Raw genomic sequence first — 22,799 nt, forward strand, 5'->3', positions numbered from 1 at the left:
TTCGGAGCTGCGGGGCGTGTTCGCCAAACAGTGCAGTCCGACCAGGATACATTGAAACCGGCCGGACGTCCGCGAATTCACTCTTAAGCAGATACGTAGAAGTGATTCGGTATAACGACAATTCCGCTGATCGTGATCGGTTCGGCGTAGGCCGGACCAAGGAGCCTAAGCGACGCAGTTCCGGCACGACTGAGCAAGTGAATGCCGGAACTCGCAAAGCCTCGGTCCGGCCTACAGTTCGCGGCAGTTTCGCCAGATGATTCCTGCATACCTGCTTAGTCATGTTATCGATGGCGGCATGATCGTCCTATTGCTCGTGACCTTGGTGGCGATCGTCGCAGCTTAGGCTGGCTTCATATGGGTCACCCAAGCTTTCGCGATCCGAATTGCGAATCGCAAACCGTTTGATCCACCTGACCATGGACTCGCGGTAAAGAAATCTTGGATGTCAGCCTGATCTCTGTTACTGCAGCAACATAGCCACCCTGCCTAAAAAACCCATGGATTGCGGGACAAGGTGGTGAAAGAACCAGTCTGGCCCGCTGATTCTTCTGTCTTTCGCCATCTGAATGACGGCCTCATTTGAAATCGATCCTATCTCGTGAATCGCTCCGGCTGACAAATGCAACTCAGCACGCAGGTCGTCCACCTGTAAGGGCCAGCAGTCGCAGATGGTTCGCTATCCAAGAGAGTGTTCCTGGCGAAAAGAGCGGAGCATTCGAAGAAGTTCGGTCTGACCATGAGCATCCTCATGGGAGACCATTTTGTTAGCAGCGGTCATTTCACTTCGCGTCCTGTGCAGACCCATCGGCGGCCGCAAGCAATGCGTTCGTCTCATGAAGAAGGAGACTGAATTCAAGCCAAAAGTCTGCCTTCCTTGCATCAACACGAGACCTATGAATCTCCAACCGGGCCTGAACCTGACTTCGGAGAGCCCGTGCCAGCTCCCAATCTTGCTGCAACGCATGCATCAGAGACCGAATCAACCTCATAATCACTGGCTCTTGCTTCGCTGGCATTTGCTGAAGAAGGACCTCCGCCTCATCAAAATTTCCAGTTCGCATCTTCACCATAACATTGAAGCGCTCCGCCCACGGCGCGTCGTAATCATCGCTTACGCTCATCTGCTGCATTAAATCGGACACCCTCTCCCACGGCAACGAGTCCATGCTGGAAAGACATGCAGCACGAACCGCGTAACCCCAAATCTCTCCCTCATTTGTGTCCTCCGCTCTATGAATCAATCCCTGCACAACTGATTCGTATTCTTCGAGCCGACCAGCAATCAGCAGAGCCGCCGCGTATTGATAGAGTTCACCAGGAACCTTTTCGACACTCGCAGTGGCATAGTGTTCGACAGCGTTATTCCAACGTTCTTCGATAACGAATTGTTGCGCCAGAGAAACATCTAGCAACGTGTCGCCTGGACGCAGCCTGCGTAGTTCATCGAATACCATTCGATCTTCGATCAGCAGTCGATGCAATAGACGCGCCCGGGGGCCGTCTGATTCACGAGCTGGGTTTAACTTATCTAATTCCGCCGAGTAGTATTTCGCCAACGCAGGCCAGGCTTCTGCAGCGTTGACGAGCTCGGAACGACGTTCTCGTTCCTGATCCGCATCGGGCTGCTGTTCAAAACCCCGATTCCACAGAGCCTCAGCCTCGTGCCATCTTTTTTGTCGCGCATACACCTTAGCCAAGCGAAACAGTAATGGGCTGTCCTGTATCCCGAACTTGATCGCCAAGAAATACCACTTGCCTGCTTCGTCCCATCGCTTCCGATAATACTCCAGTTCCCCGAGGGCAAAACAGACCTTAGGGTCGTTGTCGCCGATTGCTTTCTCACTGAGAATTTGGAATGCGTTGTCGATACGTATCGGATCGACCTTGGTCAATTCGGAAAGAGAACCGTCATCTAGCATCTGAAATCGCTGGGCCAGGCTCAATACGGATGCGGGTTGCTCACGCACTCTTTGATCCAGCTGCAAAATTGCACGATGGAATGCGTTTGCCGCAAGTTCCGTTTCACCGTTGATCTGGTGCCGCCGACCAATCACTGCCCATAGAACAGGATCATCATGCCGGATTGCTTCTAGCGCATCGTACATCTTCGGCTGCGCAACAATCTGGCTAGCGATTTTATGAATTCTCGCAGCATTATCGCATTTGCTGATCATCTCAGCGAGTGCGAGCGCCGCCTCTTCTGGTGGGTCCTCCAACAAATAACTCGACGTGGCGTCGCGAATAGAAAGGTGGCTACGAACAGACGCCAACGCACGTGTATTTGGGCTCCAGGCGATCACGCCACCCTCCGGTTCAATACCAGAAAGCTTCAGTAGTTCGCGACCACTTAAGACATCCCAAATGTTTACCTCGAGGTCGTTTCCTGTCGAAGCAAGTCGGCGACCATCCGGACTGAGGGCAAGGCTACGGATTGCGGTTGGGTGGGCGTGATATTTCCGCACTTCTTGTCTCGTTTCAATATCCCAGACCGAGATGTCGCCACGGATCGAACCAGCATAAAGCCGTTTTGAGTCATGGCTCCAAACAACGGATCGGAAATCGGCGCCACTACCAAACGCCCATTTTTTTTCGATGAGATTCACAGTATCAGGTGGAGGACGATCATCCCGCATGAATTGGAAACTCTCCTTTCGATTTGTGGCATCCCAAACCTTGACGGTCCCGTCCCATGCCCCCGAAGCAATCCACTTGCCATCGGGGCTCCAGGCAACTGTTCCAATAATGACTTCATGTCCTATTGCTTGCCACACCATCTCGCCAGTCTTCGTATCCCAAACTTTCATGACGGCATCCCAACCACCCGTGGCAAGGTGTTGGTTGTCAGGACTCCAAGAGAGGGATCGAGTCTCGCCGCGGTCTGATCTCGCTGCCAGAACTTCTTCGCCCGAATCTGATTTCCAGACACGTAAGATGCCGTCTCTTCCTCCTGCTGCCAAGAAACACCCGTTGGAACTCCATGCGATCGAACGAACCCCTTTTTCAACAGTCCCATAGATCCGAGTAGTCGTACCTGTCGCTGCGTCAACAGCAACAACGTGACGAGGCTCTGCGAGCATCGTTGCCAACTTCGTTCCGTCCGGATGCCAAGCTACTCGCGTGTTCCCGTTGAGCAGCCGCTTCTCCTGTGAACCAAACTCCCAGATTCGCACCGTCCCGTCGTCACCAGCGGATACCAGTCGAGTACCGTCCGGGTTCCAGCTGACGTCCATCACCGGACCGATATGCCCCCGCAACACGAGTTCTTCAGTTCCGTCCTGGGTGTTCCATACACGAATCGTCCCATCTTTGCTTCCAGAACAAAGGCGATCCGTTCGGTGGTTCCAATCCAAGCTGGTCACGAGCGACCTATGACCACGCAGCGTCAGATGCTCGCTATCAGACACCGTGACGGGCAAAATCCAAATGTCATTCTGACCGCTGCAAGCGAGTCGCTTACCAAGAGGCCCAAAACCAAGGGGTCCGAAATTGAACCCCTTATTGTTAACGAAATGAGATCTTGTCTGTTGCTTGAATTCGATATCCCATGTCGCAAGTTTTCCAAAGTGGTACATCAAGACTACAGACTTTCCTTCCATCTCCCAGGCGATACCGTTCCAGCCTAGCGAACCTCCGTTATGACCGCTCTCAGGGACCATCGAAATGACCACCTCCCATGTTTCTGTGTCCCACGCAATCACGGTATCCCGGTCCCATGTTGCGGCGAGTTTACTTCCGTCGGGACTCCATGCGACATGAGGATGAATAATGCCACCTGGAGTCTCAATTTGATGAAGTTTTTTTCCATGATCCACATCCCAAACCTTCACCTTTTGATCGACTCCCATCGTTGCCACTACCTGAGAAGTCGGATGCCACGAGATCGAATACACCGCATCAGCGTTTTCGTCGGTGGTGTTATCGTTGAGAAGCATTCCTAGTTGTTCCGCTGTGGTGGGATCCCATATTTTCACGGTTCCGTCTTCACCCGCTGACGCAATGCGTTGACCATCTGGGCTCCATTCGACTCGCGTCACCGGCCCCTTATGGGCCCCAATCCTATGAAGGTCACTATGACTCAGAGAGTTGAGGTAGTGCCACTCCCAGCCCCTCAAATCCCGCTGGCCAGGTTGAGGGCGATGCGCATCAAGAAGTTGCTGCATGCGTATGATGTTCCCTGCTTTCCAATCCTCATGCGCCACGCGAATGTCCGTGAGATAAAGGTTTTCCAACGCGATATCTCGAGACTGTTCGGCCTCGTCTCGCGATTGTTCAGCCTCGCGTTTCGCTTCGCCAGCTTGGTGGGCACTCTCGTTGGCGGCCAAAAGCGCAATTTGAGTTTCTTGCTCGCGTCGCTCTGCCAACTCAAGGGCGCTGGTGGTACGGAAATATGCGATCGTTGACACGGCGGAAACGATCGCAAGTAGGAGCACACAAGCCGCTCCCAGTCCGGCGACCCCCGGATTGCGCCGTCCCCAACGTGTGAATCGTTCGGCCGAAGACATCCGCCTCGCGTTAATTGGTTCGTCGTTGAGGAAACGCTCCAAATCCGCTGCCATCTCGTCGGCGGTTGGATACCGATCCTTCGGGTCGGCTGCCACCGACTTGTGGATGATTGTTTCCAGGTCACGCGGAATGCTGGGGTCAACCGATTGCAGACGCGTCATGTTAGCTTCGCTGATCCGCTGAAGCATGCTATGACGACCGGATTCATCGTACGCCGGACGCTTTGCCGCCAATTCATAGAGGGTCAAGCCGAGTGAAAAAATGTCACTTCGAGCATCTGCTTTTCCCTTAAGAGATTCTGGTGGCATGTAGCGAAGTGTCCCCAACACGTCACCAGTCTTGGTCAAGTCACCTTCCTCATCCGCCTTGGCCAGACCGAAGTCGGTGATCCAGACGATCCCAGCCAAGTCCAACAACAAGTTGCCCGGTTTGATGTCGCGATGAATGATGCCTTGGCTGTGCGCATACCCGAGCGCTTCGGCAGCTTGCTGGCCGATACGGGCCACGCTCTCCCAGTAATCCTTTTTGGATCGACTTCCGGATACCGAGGAATCGCCCTGAGAGAGGATGCCGGACCCGGAATTCGCAAATTCGGTGCCGGGATCCACCCGCTCACGGTGTGCCGTGGTATCGCTGCTGTCAATCGTTTGATCGAAGCCGACGGTGCTGCCCGAACTGGACTCATCGATCTGGGACGCATGGAACTGTCCGCTGAGCATCGAATGGGCCAGCTTGGCGGCCGTGGCGTCGAGCGGTGCATCATTGTTGTCTAGATTGCGCGTCGCGTCGGGCACTGCGGCTTCGATGCCCGTGTCCCGCTGACGCAAAGCCATCAACACATCATTGAGCGGCATCCCGGGGATGAACTGCATCGCGTAATAGCTGATTCCGTCCGCTTCTCCCACACCGAACACCGGAACGATATTGGTATGATGAAGTCTCGCTGCGGCACGCGCTTCACGGGTGAATCGGCGTCGCTGCTTGCTGTCGGACATCAACTGCGCCGGCAAAATTTTCAACGCAACATGCCGGCCCAGTGATTCCTGTTCGGCTTCATATACGACCCCCATACCGCCGCGACCGATCTCACGGATAATCCGGTAGTCTCCCAATTGCTCTGGATGGAACGTCTTGATCAATGAGGATGAACGATTGCTGTCTGAGGTCTGATCGAATTCGCCTTGCGTTTCCGGAGACGCCTGTTCCATTGCCAACAGCGTCGGGAACAACTCACGAATCTCTCCCGCAAACTGCGAATAGCGTTCCGCATAGTTCTCGACCGCTGGTGACTCGCCGTCGCGACACTGCCGAGTGAATTCTTCAATCACTTCGTCCAATTGGATCGACTCTTCAGACATACCTCAACGATCCTCCAAAAAACCAGGAATTTTCGACAAGCTGTCCTTCATCCGTTTCAGCGCTCGAAGATATCGAGTGCTGGCCGTCGATTTGTCGATACTGAGGACGTCGGCGACCTCGGCGTTGGTGAGTTGTTCGAAGTGGCGCATCGCCAGTATTTCACGGTCGACGTCCGATAACCCGTTAAGTGCTTGCTGAACCCGCATTTGGGTTTCGGCCCGGACCGCAGCTCGCGAAGGCGATGTCAGACCGCCGAGCAGCTGGATCGCCAAGGAGGCCGAATTCGCCATCGGAATACTACCACGATAAAGCGAGATCTCAATCGCTGCGTCTCGCTTTTGCGTCCCCAAATGCCGCCGATGAGCATCAACCAGTTTTTGCCCAGTGATGTGCCGCAGCCACAGATAAAAGGGCATGTCCGGTGATGTGGTGTAATCGCCGAGCCGTTTACTAGCCTCGATGAAGGCTTCCTGAACGATGTCCGCCGGATCGACTCGCCGCTGGATGCTGCGATTCAATCGCATTCGGACCATGCGGGTCAGTCGAGATTCGTGTGGACGAAAAAGTTCGGCGATCGCCTGCTGGTCTCCCTCGCGTGCCCGTCGAATCAAGCCCTCAGAAAACTCGCTGGAATCGTTCATGTGCTCTGTTTGCATTTCCGATTAAGCGCGGACCATCTCCCGCAAGCTCATACATTTTTGCAGATTTCGCAAGATTCTTCCACATTTCCCCCGCCGAACCGGCTTCGATTTCAACGCTGAGGGCCAAATCACAACTGGTCGATCAAATATTCCGTGTGCTTCCGATCGAAGACCGAGAGCTCGTCAGCCACCCGATCGGTCCACTCATGGTCCGCAGTCGCCAAAGATTGCGAGTGGAGAACGCGATTAACCCATCCGCTCGGAATGGCGTGTTACATACCCAAAACCAGCTCGATTCCGTCGCTCGCAACTCGCATAGGTTAGACCAACCGACTTCACCAAGCGTTATCATTTCATCACTGAGGTGACGTACACCCAAAGAGATTCTTGGCCTTTCAGTTACCTACACCGGTGGTCGACAGCGGAGCATTTTTCAGAATAACAACGACTCAAGAAATGATTGGCTCATCCCTTCCTTCGTCGCTGAAGTTCTTTGAAGCTTAGACATCTGCAATCCGGCATCACGTCTCTACGGACAGTACCGGAGCTCGACTTTTGTACGATGTGCGGGCTTGCCTGATTCGCACTCCGACCTGGGTTCACTGCTTCTGCTCGGCTGCTGCAAGAAGTTCTAGAATCGGCTTGTAGTCTTCTCGTTCCTGCTCGATATCGGCGGCAGAATAAAAGTCACTCGCCTCTTTGGCAGCAATCAGGTCCTCAACGCTTTCTCTGGGCGTGCGTCCGGCGTCACTCTTGGCCATCGGGTCAGCTCCTAGCTCGAGCAATAGCTTGACCCAATCTAGCAATGCTTTCTTGGCCGCATGGTGGAGGGGACGTTCACCAAGTTGGAGCGGATAGGGTGATTGCGGATTGAGATCAGCACCTGCCTCAACCAAGTTTCGAGCGATCGGTCCAGCAATATCAAAAGGCGGCCGAGATGCCTGAATGAGCCGCGATAGTGGTGTGTCCGCATAACCATTCTCGGCATTCCGACGATTGTCATTGGGATCCGCTCCCGCTTCAAGCAGCAGTTTGATGATCTCGACTCGTGGTTTATACGGCGAGTACGCAAGGTCAAAGCATGCTAAATACAATGCCGAAGCATCGCCGTCGGTTGGCTCTAGCAACGCGCCCTCGGCAATGGCGGCCTTCACCTCATCAACCACTCCCGATCCGATCGCTTCATGAAGCTTCCGCGTTAACTTTAGAATCTTTGGTGACGGCTCATCTTTCGGTACGGTACCGATTCTTACAAGATCAATGGATGTCACATGTGGAAGTATGTCATCATGACCGAAAGGAGCCGTTAGCTGAGACTCGTCCAGGTCGTAATAGAGCCCAGGAATATAGGCATCAAGATGGCGAAACACCGCTTGATGAGCATCTGGAAGCGAATCAAATTGTTCAAGCCAGTTTGATTCGAGATCATCGGACACAATCCGCGTCACCGTCAAATCGGCGATCGCCTGTTCGATCTCGTCGAGTTCATCTTCTTCTTCGTCGTCGTCGTCTTCGTCTTCGTCAAATTCGTCGTCTTCATCGTCATCCCATGGTGTCCCGTCCGATTGAAAATCAAACCGGACCGTGACTCCTTCGGGAGCATTTGGATCACTTTCAGTAACTCTTGCATAGACGGTTCCAGCGCAATCGGAGTGTCCGGCAACAAGTAATTGACCGTCGAATTGAGACGCCAATTTTTCGAGAACGTCACCCGGCCAACCGGAACACACGAGTGTCACCCAGCCCTGCGCATCCATTGCGACAACGAGCATCCAGTCGCCGGACGGAGGATCCCATGATCCGTCGAGTACAGACTTGGTGACGCCTCGCTCGACGGCACCAACTGCAGAACAATTCTCAAGAGCATCCGTTACGCCGGTCTTTGATTTCGCGAGCAGTGCCTGCCACGTGTCGCTTCCCCACGTCGTGAACACGCCACGTCGATTGGCCGGCTTTCGACGCTTCAGTTTTGTTTCTTCTGATTGCTTTGACATGGTGTCACGCTTCCAGATGGCTGGCCAAATCTAGTTTCAATGAGAAGTCTTTAAAACTCCCATTGCGCATTGTCGCTTGGGCGATAGTTCATTGTGTCCCCTTTGAACGCGAGTCTCAAGTGTTCTGCCAGTTTGGGGTGATGCTCGGCAATGCGTTTGATGTCGCGATCGACCGCTTGGCGAACATTTTTGCGAGACCTGGATCGCCCTCAGGGTTATGTAGGTGAGAACTCGGAAGGGTTAACCAGATTTCTGGCTGTTGCGAAGCGTGTCCCGCGATCCGATGAGCATCAGCATTTTTTTAAAGCGATTGAGATAGGTTTTGGCCACCGGTGCACTACCCCCCCCCCCAAAAAAAAACTAGCGGGCAGAGGCTTTTTCGGCGTGACACACTAGTCCGCTGTAACACTCCCGGCGTGGCTTCGCTTCATTCGTAGATAGATACATTAGCCACCCGTCTCCTGAAGAACGAAGCCATGTTTAGCCGAGCCAAGAATTGGGCCGTTTCAAGAAAACTCCGAAAACGCAACACGCGGCCTCGTTCGAAAACACGCCTTCAGATTCAAACTCTGAAACGTCGGGAATTGTTGGCTGCGGACATCGATTTTTCCGATGGCGAATTGGAGATCGAGGGGAGCGGCGACTCGGAGTTCATCCTCGTCGGATACTACGATCACTTCTTCGAGAGCGACGGACAACCTCTCTCTCAAGATGGCGAATATTTCGGGCTCCCATACGCAGCATTCTCGCCGGACTCGCTTGCATCAATCGACTTAGATCACATCGTCGTGTTTGAATTCTTTAGCAGCGATGTGTTCGTATCAGATAACTTCTACGGCGTGCAATCCATTGATATTGAATTGAAGGGTGGCGATGACGGGGTATTTAACTTGACCGCCATCGACTCCGTGATTTCGGGCGGTGACGGAAATGACACACTCTGGGGCGGCTTTGGCCACGACGTTCTCGTGGGCGGCGACGGGTCCGACGACTTGCGAGGACATGCATTTAGCTATCCGCACGCGTCTGATTCGGCACAGCAATCGTATTTCGACAACTACGGAATCACCGCGTTAACCCTGGAAAACGATCACGACGAATTGTTCGGAGGAGATGGTAACGATCAGCTTTTAGGTGGCGCTGGCAATGATTTCCTGGATGGCGGTGCGGGTGACGAGATTCTCTATGGTGGCGCTGGTAACGACACCATGATCGGTGGCGACGGCCACGACGAATTCGATGCAGGATCCGGCGACGACACTCTTTACGGTGGCGCAGGGAACGATCACATGATCGGAGGTGAAGGCGACGACACAATTGATGGCGGCGATGGACTGGACCGCATCTTTGGCGATTTCCGACAAGGCTGGCTGATCTTTGGCGATTCCGTCATCGACCAATCACTGAATCTTCCGTTCGGAAGTCAAGGTGGAAACGACACTCTGATAGGCGGTGACGATGTAGACATGATCCAAGGCGGTGGCGGAGACGATTGGATTTACGGTGACTTTGAAGACAACTCGCTTGGTACGTTTTACGACTACCTCGATGGAGGAGCCGGTAACGATCATATCTTCGGTGGCGGCGGATACGATTTCATCACCGGGGACAGCTTCATCATTAGCAGCGGATACATCCAGCAAATCACGATGGCGACCGGCAACGACACCATTCATGGCGGTGCGGGTACAGACTCGATCTGGGGTGAAAACGGCAATGATTTGATCTACGGCGACGAAGATTTTGACACGCTGTTTGGCGGTAAAGGTGCCGACGAAATATTCACCGGTAGCGGCGGCGGCATAGGACATGGAGGTGCTGGAGATGACAAACTGCACGGAAGTGACGACATCGATCTATTCCGTGGTGGTGAGGGCCACGACGAAATCTTCGGCGGAGGCAACGCGGACAGCCTTTGGGGAGAAGCCGGAGATGACATCATCCATGGCGGCGATGGAAACGACGAAATCGACGGCGGCGATGGCAACGATATCATCCACGGAGGAAACGGTGACGACCTCATCTGGGGTTGGGACGGCGACGACACTCTTTTCGGCGAAGCTGGCGATGACACCATCTATGGCGACAAAGGAAACGACATTCTCGATGGGGGCGATGGCAACGACTACCTGCGTGACGGTGCACAACCGAATCCCGAAGTTGAGACCGATGAGATGTACGGTGGTGCCGGAGAAAATCAATTCAATGCATCGCCTGAAGATCTGGTCGATACCGACGGCGAGTACGATCCAAACAAATCCGCCGGCAGCACGTCGGCTGCGAATCCTACCAGTCCATCGAGCGATAGTAATGATGGATCCACTACCACTTCCTCCCCAAGTGACGAACCGCAATCACTAGGCGAATTAGCCTATAAAATCGATCAAGAACTTGGGCTGAGTGCCATGAGCACTCGATACAACAATCGACTTGGGCTCGGCGAAAAATGGATGCAAGGCGACAATGGCGATCAGTACTACATCACCAAGGACGGAACATTGTATCTGTGGAACGGCAGCAAAACGGGGACTGGCAGCGAGATCATCTCCCGATTTGATGCCACGTACTTCAACGACTTGGCGTTGATCTACAACGCTCAAGATCCCGCAACGCGTGATTCGAGAACGACAACGAGTCGATAGAAATCTTTTCTCCGCGACGAGACGATAGGAATCCCCCCCTGCTTCGAATTCGTTGAGAATGAACTCAGGATTGTTCGCAGTCGTGGTCGGGGCAGCCTTCCTTTCAATCGGAATCCACGCGTGTGGTCTCCGGGGATGAATTTGGCGACCGCCGACAATGAATCGAAACGCTCGTCCTCATATCACAATCCCTCGCTCAGAATCAGCACACACCGAATCCTGCCCGCGTAGCGAACCGAACAAAACCGCGATCGCCGTCGGGGTAATTCGGGGGAGGATTGAGAATGGTTGACCAGAACTTTTGGAGTGAGCGATTCGCGGTATCGTCGGAAGCTCCTCGAATGATCACCGAGCCAAACTGCTCTTCGCGGGAATAGATCGACGCTTGATGTCAGGCAGAGATGTAACGGCGATCTGGTTTTCACTCACGTGGTTTGATCATGGTAGAATCGCCGGCATCATTTTTTGGTTGCTTGGAGATTAGATTGTGTCACGAAACCTTGCCATATTTGTTGCCTTGGTTGTTTGCCAGTTGGTGTGCAGTGTCTGCCCCACGTCTGCTGTCGAGCCGCTGCGATATGAATTGAAAGCCGGGGATGTACTCCACTATCAAATCGTCGTGCAAATCGAAACGCCGACCACCAACGATACACTCGGCGGCATGTCGAAATACACCGTGTTGAAGTCTGACGATGAGGGCACCACGCTGGAATTTGTGGGCGGCCTGGGATCGGCTTCGGTTGACAAAAAAGACGAAACGAAACGCTTCTCACTTACGCGGTGGAACTTGGGACACGACGTTTTCGGGGAGAAGAAAGCAACGATCCGAATCGCCAAGAACGGGGTACTGGTGCAGGTCAGTGGTGAATCGCATCTTCCATTGGGACTTGGTAACCTTTACACGTTGCCGTTTGAGGCGTTTCCCGAAGACGATCGTCAAAGCTGGACCTCGAGCAGCGGCACAATCATGCTTTCCAATGCGGAAACGACCACCATGGGTAAAGAACGCGTCGACTACAAGATTATCCAAGATGGAAAGAAGGTTTCGATCGACCGAAAATATTCCTTGACCACACCCAAAGTAGAAAATTCTCGTTACATCCGCACCGAAGACAAGGGACAGATCACGTTTAACCGTGACTTAGGAAGTATCGACATTCTGTTTTCCGAACAAAGAGTCATCGCCGAGATGGATAACGTTCAGATCACGTTTCCAATCAAGTTGACGGTGTATCGCATGACAGAAGATGAAATTGCCGCGCACGAGAAGCTGCATGCAGAGGCGAAAGCCAAACGCGAGTTGGAGAGGACAAAATATATTCGCGCGATCGATCCTGAAGACAAGAAGAAGTCGATGGCGATTCTGCGGTCCGACGATTGGCGAGCGACGTATCGGTTGTTAGTCGACATGCGTCGGTCGGTACGGAAGGAGCTGTTGCCCGTCGATGTGGACGTCGCTGTTCAAATCGGACTCTTGCGGGGGCATGCGCAGCCAGAAGTCCGAGCAGCCGCGGATATTATCTGGAACAAGTGGGGTGCAGCCGTTGAAAAGCATGGTACCGACCAGCAAAAATCCGATGTTTCGGCGGCAGTTCGGGCAGGGAAAAAGCTCAATGAGGAAATGGTGGCCAAATCAAACGATGTTCAATCGTCACGAGCGACCGCGATCCCGACCGTAGATTCGCGGACTTGGACCAATCGTCAAGGACGCCCGTTAGCCGTTGGCTCATTCGTGCGGATGGATCGAAATCGCGTCGTCTTGCGTACCAGCGAAGGCAAAGAAGTGAAATTCCCCCTGGCGGTACTAAGTCGCGAGGATCAGACGATGATCGAGCAATTGGCAGCCAAAGCTTCGACGCGATAAGGCCGGGCCGCGCAGACGCATCCGTCATCTGGGCTTCGTCGCTGCCGAAGCCCCATGCTTGTACCCTGAATAGGCCACTAAAGAGCCGCCCAGCTCTCACACGCTGGGCTACGCCACGACTGGGCTGATGGCCCCTGGGCCACTCAAGATGACGTCTCCGATTGGCACATAGAGATTACTTTCTAAACTTTCAATCGGAACGACAATTCCGTTGTGAGATTGTCTTCTCTCCCAGCCGATTCGCAGCGTTTTCCTGTGACTGCAAGAAATAATCGTCGGTGGATCACACCAAACTCGTTCGGGTACGATGGAGCCAATGAACGTCACCGAATTTGCTGAACAAATTGTCTTCGGAAAAACGCTTGAAGACAAACTCGTTGCCCCCGGCCGATTGACTCTCGACGGAGACGTGCGAAATCGCCCCGATGTTCGTTCGTTGGTCTCACCGGGCCGGCCAGTTGGTCTACAGATGCGGCATGATCTTATCGGCGCGAGTTCACCGCCAAGTGACGATCAACTTGAGAACGAACGCGCCCGTGGTCAGCTGCTTCATTTTCTTGCCAATCACGAATTGCTTGCCACTGAATTGATGGCGCTCGTGTTGTTGAAGTTTCCTGAAGCGCCGCACGCGTTTCGACAAGGCATCTTGGTCACGCTCCAAGAGGAACAAAATCACACGCGGATGTACATGAAGCGGATGCGCGAGTGCGGTATTGAATTTGGGGCCTATCCTCTCGGCGGACGGTTTTGGCGAGTTGTGGAGCCGATGCAGTCGCCGATGGATTTCGTATCTCGATTAAGCCTGACGTTTGAGCAAGCCAATCTCGATTACAGTTTGCATTTTGCGAACGTCTTTGGCCGGCTAGGCGATTCAAAGACTGCGGGGTTGCTGCAGAAGATTTACGAAGACGAAATCGGCCATGTTCAACATGGCTTGCGTTGGTTTCGTCAATGGAAAAATCCTGAGCAGAGTGACTGGGAAGCCTATCAGGATTCGCTTGATTATCCGATGTCGCCTCAGCGCGGACGTGGGCCGCGAGCAGCTTTCAATCGCGAAGGCCGAGTGTTAGCAGGACTGACTGACGATTTCATCGACTCGATTGAAGTGTTTCGGCAATCCAATGCTCGACCGCCAACGGTTCGTTGGTTCGATCCGAGTGCCGAATCCGAACTGACGGGGGAGGGCGAGTCCCATTTGCTGGATCAGCTCGGCAAAGACCTTGAACTGGTCATGGTTCCTGTTGCTCGACAAGGCGATATCGTGTTGGTGCGTGAAATCCCATCTCGTGATTTTCGAAAGCAGTTGATCGACGTCGGATTCGATTTGCCAGAGTTTGTTGCATTGGATTCAAGGCTGGCTTTGGAACATCGTAAGCTGGGCGAATTCGCGCCTTGGGCGTGGACGCCGAACAACCATCGAGTCGCCGAGCCACTGGTTCAATCGGTGCTTCGCTCGCCGCCCGAATGGTCGAATGAACATACCGTACTGTTTCGAAAGTCTTGGAGCGTGAATTGTCTAGGTCGCTGGCTAAGCCAAGGCGATCAGAACCAATGCAAGGAGACCCCAACTCCTGATTGGTTCTCAAAGTCCGATTGCGTGGCAATTGAGATCTTTGAGCTGGCTGACGTTCAAGAGGCTTTGGATGAAATCAGATCCCGCGGATTTGAGAAGGCAGTCTTTAAGCTGGATTTGGGTGCTTCGGGTCGAGGCCAAAGACGCTTCGTGACCGGTCGTCAACTCGACAAATCGGATGAAGCATGGTTGCGATCCGTTTTCAAATCTTCAACACACTCTGCACTCGCAAGTCCTGAAGACTCTGTTCAACGAGCGATTGGGGTTCTCGAACCGGAGTTGGAACGGGTGGTTGACCTGTCTTTCCTGTGGGACGTGAGATTCGCAAACAGCAACTTCACGGAAACCTTGGAGCCCTGCGCGCGAGCGTGTGAGGATGTTCCTAGAAACCGTTCAACGAAGTTCCTTGGCTGGACCCGGTCCCTGGTTACCGTTGGACGCAAGTATGTGGGTACACGATTGAGCAAGCCGTTTTTTGACTGCGCGCCCGACGTTAGGCGATTTCTACTTGCCGACCGAGGTGAAAAACTGAGAGCGATTTCGAATTGGCTGGAGCCACGTCTTGCCGCTGAACTTTCTTCACGTAACTTCACGGGCGGTTTCGGCGTCGACGCGTTCCTGTATCGAGGAATTGACGGTCAACTCCTGGTCAAGCCAGTCGTTGAGTTCAATCCTCGGATGACGATGGGCCATGTCGCTTTGGCGATGCAAAAGAAAGTGGCGCCCGGCGTGGTTGCGGAGTTTCGCGTCTTGACGAAATTGGAATGGAACCAGTTGCCGGACTCAACAAAGCGTGCTCCGTTAGAGACCATCCAGGATGGTCGCTGGTCTTCAGGCATCGTCCGATTGAGCGAAATCAACGAGAGCACAAAACTGGTCCCAGTGGTTCTGATAGGCAATCAAATGCCAACTCCTGGACCTTAATCAACTCAAGCTGGCTGGACCCTAATCACGCAGGACACAATCGTACATTTGCATCGACAATTGGTAGCCAATCAATAGGACTATTCCAATCGCGACGAAATCACGCCTAGTCAGCCAAGTCCTCGACACGTTCACGTTGACTCGTCAATCAATCTTCGGCTGAATCTTCACCACGCGGTTATTGCAATGACAGCTTCGGACCACGGTGCCGGACCTGTTGCCTATATCGCCGATGACATTGCTCGATGTTTGAGCAAGGACTGGCCGATCGAAAGCTGACAAAACACCACGAAAATAGTTAAGTGAGCCCAATCGGTGATCGGTTCATTCGATCAAAATTCGATATTGAACAAGTGGATAACTTTCTCGCTCCGCTTAACCGATCGCTGGTCTTGTAGGGGGAAACGAATTTGCTCACCCCAGCCGACACCGGAACCGTGGATGCAATCTTTTGGGATAGCTTGGTAACCGTTTGCAAACGCAATGACGGTCCATCACGCTGCCCTCGCTCCGATGATGTCATTTGCCGCGCCGAACAGTTTCGCAGTATACTTGCTGTCGTAAGGGCCGCTGCATCCGAAAAGGCATCTGCGGTCGAATCGACGACGGTGCGATTAAACGGTCGGCGAATCTCCTATCGGGAAAGTTTGATGATTTGCAATTGAAAGAAATTGGCCAGCCCCGCAACTCGTCGCAATCTTCCCATGCGAGATTCGCCAGGCCTAATTTTGCGTCAACGTATCGCGGAGCGTCTCGCCTAAGGACATTGATTGTTTCAGTGCTTTTTCTAGCGGAACGGAGCAAGCCGTCCGGTCCCGAGTCACCGGACGGCTCGCGCCGTTCCGCTACGATTGAAATCCCGCAGTAATTTAATCAACGTCTCAAGGCGAGTAAAACGGCTTGATCGAATGAGTACAGACCAAACGATCAATCTACAACACGCGTCGGCTCCCTTGCGCACCATTTCGGTAGGTCACGACGGTGAGGCTTTGGTAGGAGCCTCACCACAGGGTGGCTTCTACGAATTGCGAGTGCTTTCATCGGCATCGGCCATTCGATGCAGACAACTGAGAGAGCAGCTCACTCGCGTTGAATTGCTTGACCATCCTCAGGTTCGACGAATCGTTGAAATCAGTGAGGACAGCACACCCCCATCCTACAAGCTTGGGATCCCGCACCAGGTCGATCCATTTGCAGATCGTCTTTCGCTTCAGTTAGACAGCCTCACAGACAACGCGCGATTGACGATCGCGGCATCGATCGTTGACGCTTCCATCGCTGCACATCGTATCGGTGTTTATCATGGGAGCTTTAATTCATCGACGATCTTGGTATCACATGCCAACGATGACTTGCAGGTCTGGATCGATTTTACAGGGGCGGCTTGTAGCGAAGGTGTCACCATAGAGGACCTTTCCGTCGAAACCGACCTGCGTTGTCTACGACAGCTACTCTCCGAATTGATTGGATCGGTAGTCGAGGGCAACACAAACCAAGCGGCCAACGCATTGACTGCTCGCAGCCGCGTGATCTTACGTCAATGGCTCAAACCGGTGGATGCCGGAGAACCGCTCGTTCCAACGCTTGGCCAATGGCAGCAACTGCTTGAACCGTTCGCGGAGCAGAGATCTTCGATGGATCAAACCGGGGTTATATCGCCCCTCAAAGCTCCAGCCGCATCGTCCAGCACCAGTCGAGTGTATCCGGGAAGACCGTCTGCGAAAGAAAGCGCCGAGCCGCCCGTGCAGATCGGACGATTTCGAATTGGTGAACAAATTGGTGAGGGCGGAATGGGCACGGTATACCGTGCCACCGATTCTGCAAGTGGCGAAATTGTCGCCGTCAAGGTTCTTCGCAATACGGGCAAAGATATTGCGCAGGCGGTGCGTCGATTTCGCAAAGAAGCTCGCTTGTTAGCTGATGTTCAAAACGACCACATCATAAAACTGGTTGAAGTGGGCGAGGACGACGGGCTGCATTTTCTGGCAATGGAGTTCATCAATGGAATCGATTTAAAGTCTTGGCTGTCTTCCAAAGACGGATTGCCGGAGGCGGACGCATTGCGTTTAGCGGCGGACATGGCCCGCGGGCTGGACGAAGCTCATGCTCGCGAGATTGTTCATCGTGATGTCAAACCCGAAAATGTTTTACTGAAACTGAAAGAGGAAACGCCCGCCAGCGACTTGGCTTTGGTCGATCGATCGATACACGATTTCACGGTGAAGTTGACAGACTTCGGGATCGCACGGCACGTGAATCAGTCTGAATCGATGGAAATGACGCGTGCTGGCTCTATCATGGGCACACCGAAGTACATGTCGCCCGAACAATGCAATTCCACCGACGCGATTGGTCCCACGGCGGACGTGTATTCTCTAGGCATCACCCTATTTGAAATGCTCACTGGCACCGTGCCGTTTGACTCCGATGACTTCATGAAGTTGGCGGCGATGCATTGCTTTGACGAACCGCCAGCGGTTCAAAAACGCAATGCCACGATCACTGACGGTGCAGCACAGATCGTCACACGTTGTCTTGCGAAGAATCCCGAAGATCGATTCGGTGACGCGGGTCAATTCTTGAAAGAAATACTGCGTTTGCTACGTGGCGATGCCGCTGAGATGGATGCGCATCCCAAGCTACCTGCTGGTCACGATGTAGCTAAACGATGGGACAAGACGGTCACCTGGCAGTTAGAAAGTTCACCGGCGGAGCTTTGGCCGCTGGTCTCGAACACCGAACGTCTAAATGAAGCCATCGGCCTGCCCGCCGTTGAGTACCGAACGGAGAAAGATCCACAATTCGGCATTCGCAAGTTCGGATCCTTCACGCTTAGTGGCGTAAGAGTTGCGTGGGAGGAGCATCCGTTTGAGTGGGTCGAAGGGAAGCGGATGGGCATCCTCCGCGAATTTAGTTCCGGTCCGTTCAAATGGTTCCTTAGCGTAGTGACGATGACACCGCGATCGGTTGGCGGTACAGAGTTGTCTCACCGAGTGCAAATCGAGCCGCGAAACTTGCTCGGCCGAGTGCTGACAAAAGTGGAAGCGGACTGGAAGGGATTTCGCAACCTCGAAAAAGTCTATGCTCGGATGGACCGTTCGCTGCGAGGCCGGTTGGAAAAGCGGTATGGATCAGATCCCTTCGAAGAGGTCAGGCCGCTGTCGCGAAATCAGGCGTTGCGGTTGAATCAGCGGATGGACCGGGTGATGGAAACAGGTGTCGAACCTCAAATCGCAGACGCGTTAACGACTGTCTTGCAAGAATGGTCCCCACAGGAACTTGCTAAACTCCGACCACTGGCGATCGCACATCGGACGGGCACAGATGGCGCAAAGATGACCGACGCTTGTTTGGTCGCGGCGAAAGAGGGCGTCTTGAACCTACAATGGGATGTACTCTGTCCAACTTGCCGCGTGTCAGCATCGTCGAGTGATAAGCTATCTCAGATTCAAGCACACACGCACTGCGAAGCTTGTGACGTCAATTTCAAATCGAACTTGGCAAACGCGATCGAAATGGTTTTTCAGGCGCATCCCGAGATCCGTGACATCAATGAGAGCAAATACTGCATCGGGGGCCCCGAGCACTCGCCACATGTGATTGCTCAAATCCGTGTCGACGTAGCTGAGAGCGTAAACGTTACAGTTGACCTCGGCGTTGGGGATTATCTAATTCGCGGACCTCGGCTTTCTAAGACTCAAACCGTTCGCATTCAATCAACTTCGGCACCCTCCTCGCTCGATTTCACCTTGTCGCAATTGGGAGCCGGGCCCCACACACCGAAGTTGCGCGCGGGGCGCCAAATACTGACGTTCACAAACGATTTGCCATCACTGCACGTCGTCCGCCTTGAACGTATGATCGTTCGAGACGATGTGGTGACTGCCGCAATGGCTTCCGCCAATCCGCTGTTTCGACAACTATTTCCGAATCAAAGTTTTGCAGTTTCGAATCCCGTCGAGACTGAAATGATGACGTTTTTGGCAACGTGCATCAACGATGTAGACGAATTGTACGCCTCTATGGGCGAAGCCCAGGCATACTCGGCTATCAATGATCACCACGCCCTATTATCCGTCGTAGTCGCGGGATGTGGTGGCACCGTTGTCAAGACAATCGGTGAAAAAATGCTTGCCGTTTTTGCGGTTCGCGAAGACGCGGTCACCGCTGCCGTCCGTATTCGCAGATCGATTCAGGATTCGGGGCACCAACCGATTCAATTGGGCCTTGGAATTCATAGCGGTGCGACACTGGTGACGACCCAAAACAATCAGCTGGACTATTTCGGTAGCACGGTGCGTGCGGTCTTTGCGATTCCCGAACTTGCATCCGGTGACACGCTGATCACCGAAGCAGTCTACACAGACCCGAGCGTGGCAGATCAATTGCGAGAAATTAGTAACCAGGTCGAACAACTGGACTTACCTGGATCACCGGCCACCCGCATCAAACGAATCTGAGCCTTACCCTTCTCAAGACTTAACTTCACGATCGCCAAAGAACCTCCGACTGTCATTTGGACCTTGACCGAATTCGGCAGCGGTAAACACCAGCGTCGAAGCATTGAGAGTCTTAACCGACCCGTGAACATAAGCGGGTCAAATAAAGCAGACTTTTGCATTGTCGTCTCATCGATCTTCAAGTTGCATGCAAAGCTGTGGACGGGTATGTCCCATTTATTGTTGAAACTCGTGATGGTCTTTCTGGTAAAAACGTGAGGGATCGGGTTTGAGTGAACTCCAGGAGGTGGAGAAGCATTTTCAGCTCGTTTTAGATTCAGGTCTCGCCAGGGCTGCCGACAGATGTGGTAGTGACTTGCGTCCAGTGATCCGGCGAAAGCCTTTTTCGGCCTCCAACAACGCGTATGAAAGCCAACCTCTTGCTTTATCCGTCTCAGCTCGAAAGCGTGTCACACGGTCGAGCTTGCGGCGTGTGGTTCGGAACGAGTTCTCGATCGCATTGGTGCTCAGTAGGCAACGATGAAGCGTGTTCGGAACATTCAAGCGATGCAACGCCAGAAGATCCTCGCCGGCTTCGTGCAGGCTTGTGTGCGATTCGGCGTTGACCGGCTTGATAAACTTATCCAGCTCATCAAATGCTTCTTTGGCTTCCTCGAAGCCTTGGACGTTGCGAAGACGCGTGAACAAACGAGTGCCTTCACCTCAATGTCGTTTTGATATCCGTCGCCGGAGTGATGGGCCACAGATGAACACAGCTTCGAGGCTGATCAGTTCCGATCCGCGTGCTTCCGTGATCATCTGTGGCGGAGGACACCGTGCACATACGGACCGGAAAGGATTCTTGGCACCTTTTCTCTCCCGACGGATGAGCGACCATGCAATGTATTTGCGTTAGTCGATGCTAGCGAATTGACTGCCGGGCAACATATGCACGCCCGTACACTGCTAGCCGGTTCAGTTCGCGTCCAAGGACACCGTACACCTGCGTGCAGCGCAAGAGTCCAGACTCATTTTCGTTCGCTGACACACTTCTTTTTTCAGAAACTTTTTTCTTGTGTATAGATTCGCGCCCGTCGCACCGCTTAAAGGGGTGTAGGGAAAACTATCGTCCACCTGTTCCAAGTCGGTTCTGTTCATCATTGGAGTCCAATCATGCCTCGTTCTAATCGTTCCTCATGCAAATCGCGGGGGTTCACCCTCGTCGAGTTGCTCGTGGTGATCGCCATCATCGGCGTGCTCGTTGGGCTTTTGCTCCCCGCGGTTCAGGCCGCTCGCGAGGCAGCTCGCCGGATGAGTTGCAGCAACAATTTCAAGCAAATGGGGCTGGGGCTGCACAACTACCACAGCGCATTCAATCAGCTCCCGATTCATGGTACCGGGCCGATCAATGAAGCACACAGGGCTCTTGGTGGGGCTAATGCCCGCTGGAATAAGGACCCAGCCCATCAATATAGCCGAGTAGGTGCTTTGGTTGGGTTGCTTCCGTTCATGGAGCAACAGGCCATATGGGATCGGGTCAGTAACCCACTTGTCATTGGGGCGGCACAATTTACAGCATTCGGAACCGTTCCCTACACGGAAATGCAAGGTACTACTACGCAGTTCACAAGCAATGGAATTTCTTACGATCCGTGGTTCACTGAAATCAACACCTATCGCTGCCCCAGCGATCCTGGAGTCGGCCTCCCCGCAGGAGGACGGACGAACTATGGAGTTTGTATCGGTGATTCAATCTCGCTGAATCTCAGTTCGGGGATATTTAACGATAGTAATCTCATCACGACCGATAGCGCCAGCGTGGCTGATTTCCGGGCTTCCGATCGAGGTGTCTTTGATGTGTACGGCAAAAACATGTTTCGAGATATTTTGGACGGATTGTCAAACACCATCGCGATGGGAGAGATGAATACAGACCTCGGTGATAGTCACATCACATCGGAAACGAGAGGTGGCGGAACAAATGTGCAAAACAAGCCAGACCGATGCCAGCCACAGATTGATGCGAATCGCCCGCAGTTTTGGTCGACCGCGGTCAGCCACACCTTCACCCCGCTCGCATCGCGTGGAGCATGCTGGGCAGCAACAGCGCCTGGGTTCACAATCGTCAATACGGTCCTTCCGCCAAACCGTGAATACTGCAACGACGCCAACCAAGACTTCGTTTCCGCCAACGGAACGTTGACGGTCAGTAGCCGTCACCAAGGCGGAGCCCATGTTTTGATGGCAGACGGTGCTGTCAGATTCATCACAGACTCCATTGAAGCTGGGAATAGTTCAGCTGCCGATGTTCGCAATGGTGGCACTGGAGGATCGGCCCCAGGTTCGCAGAGCCCGTATGGTCTTTGGGGAGCACTGGGAACGCGGGCAGCAAAGGAAGTGATTGATAAAGAATTCTAATGCGGCTTCTTCTTCAGCTTAACAAGCCGACGCATGCCCCAATGGGCGCATGCTGAGAAATCTGAGGCACAACCATGGCCATCGTTGATGGCATGGTTGTGCTTCACTCATTGCCACGCGTGTTGCCCGACAGAACTGATTGAGTCTGCAACGCGAACGCAAGCGTCTTCAATTTTCTGAACCGTTTCGATAGCGAAAGTAATACAAAGATGAAACTTTTAACTGCCATCCTTTTATCGCTGCCCCTATTTCTGTTTACCACCGGTTGCTCAGAGCCAGAAACAAAGGTAATCGACACATCCCAGCGCCCGCAAAGAACTCCCGAAGAGATCGCAGTTCTCACCGGCGCGATGGATGAAATGGAAGACGAGAAGTAACGAATGAGGACAGGATCTGAGTTCAGAACAGGTGACAGGAAGGAATGGCACGGGCATAGGCC

Annotated in this window: 9 protein-coding genes and 1 pseudogene; 6 read left to right on the forward strand and 4 right to left on the reverse strand. The window is 53.3% G+C overall.

The window, feature by feature from the left end; translation table 11 throughout:
• Nucleotides 1–782: 782 nt before the first annotated feature.
• The 3 genes from NB063_RS30375 to NB063_RS30385 all read right to left on the reverse strand — a co-directional run bounded on the left by NB063_RS30375 (nt 783) and on the right by NB063_RS30385 (nt 8,500).
• The gene (locus NB063_RS30375; RefSeq protein WP_250933272.1) at nt 783–5,864 is read right to left on the reverse strand and encodes a protein kinase domain-containing protein; all 5,082 of its coding nucleotides are present in this window, start codon (nt 5,862–5,864) and stop codon (nt 783–785) included.
• Between the two features lie 3 nt (nt 5,865–5,867).
• A complete protein-coding gene (locus NB063_RS30380) occupies nt 5,868–6,506 on the reverse strand; it encodes a sigma-70 family RNA polymerase sigma factor (RefSeq protein ID WP_250933275.1) in 639 nt (212 codons plus the stop codon).
• Between the two features lie 599 nt (nt 6,507–7,105).
• On the reverse strand, nt 7,106–8,500 hold the full coding sequence (locus tag NB063_RS30385; RefSeq protein ID WP_250933277.1) for an ankyrin repeat domain-containing protein: 1,395 nt from the start codon (nt 8,498–8,500) through the stop codon (nt 7,106–7,108).
• A gap of 476 nt (nt 8,501–8,976) precedes the next feature.
• Between NB063_RS30385 and NB063_RS30390 the strand changes: the two genes are divergently transcribed.
• The 4 genes from NB063_RS30390 (at nt 8,977) to NB063_RS30405 (ending at nt 19,963) form a co-directional block, all read left to right on the forward strand.
• Entirely contained in the window at nt 8,977–11,142 is a 2,166-nt protein-coding gene (locus NB063_RS30390; RefSeq protein WP_250933280.1) for a calcium-binding protein, read from the forward strand.
• A gap of 487 nt (nt 11,143–11,629) precedes the next feature.
• The gene (locus tag NB063_RS30395) at nt 11,630–13,006 is read left to right on the forward strand and encodes a hypothetical protein (protein ID WP_250933282.1); all 1,377 of its coding nucleotides are present in this window, start codon (nt 11,630–11,632) and stop codon (nt 13,004–13,006) included.
• 316 nt (nt 13,007–13,322) lie between these two features.
• Complete coding sequence (locus tag NB063_RS30400; RefSeq protein ID WP_250933284.1) at nt 13,323–15,503, forward strand: DUF455 family protein; 2,181 nt, start codon at nt 13,323–13,325, stop codon at nt 15,501–15,503.
• A 908-nt stretch (nt 15,504–16,411) separates the two neighbouring features.
• Nucleotides 16,412–19,963 (forward strand): protein kinase domain-containing protein, encoded by a 3,552-nt coding sequence (locus tag NB063_RS30405; protein WP_250933286.1) that lies wholly within the window; start codon nt 16,412–16,414, stop codon nt 19,961–19,963.
• Nucleotides 19,964–20,263: 300 nt separating this feature from the next.
• Here the strand turns inward: NB063_RS30405 and NB063_RS30410 are convergent.
• Nucleotides 20,264–20,683: pseudogene (locus tag NB063_RS30410) on the reverse strand (IS256 family transposase); the annotation flags it as partial.
• 432 nt (nt 20,684–21,115) lie between these two features.
• On the opposite strand from NB063_RS30410, the gene NB063_RS30415 reads away from it, so the two are divergent.
• A complete protein-coding gene (locus NB063_RS30415; protein ID WP_250933289.1) occupies nt 21,116–22,360 on the forward strand; it encodes a DUF1559 domain-containing protein in 1,245 nt (414 codons plus the stop codon).
• A gap of 209 nt (nt 22,361–22,569) precedes the next feature.
• Entirely contained in the window at nt 22,570–22,737 is a 168-nt protein-coding gene (locus NB063_RS30420) for a hypothetical protein (protein WP_250933291.1), read from the forward strand.
• The last annotated feature ends 62 nt before the right edge of the window (nt 22,738–22,799 follow it).

Origin of the sequence: Aporhodopirellula aestuarii, from assembly GCF_023701485.1 — a bacterium.
Classification (GTDB): Bacteria; Planctomycetota; Planctomycetia; order Pirellulales; family Pirellulaceae; genus Rhodopirellula; species Rhodopirellula aestuarii.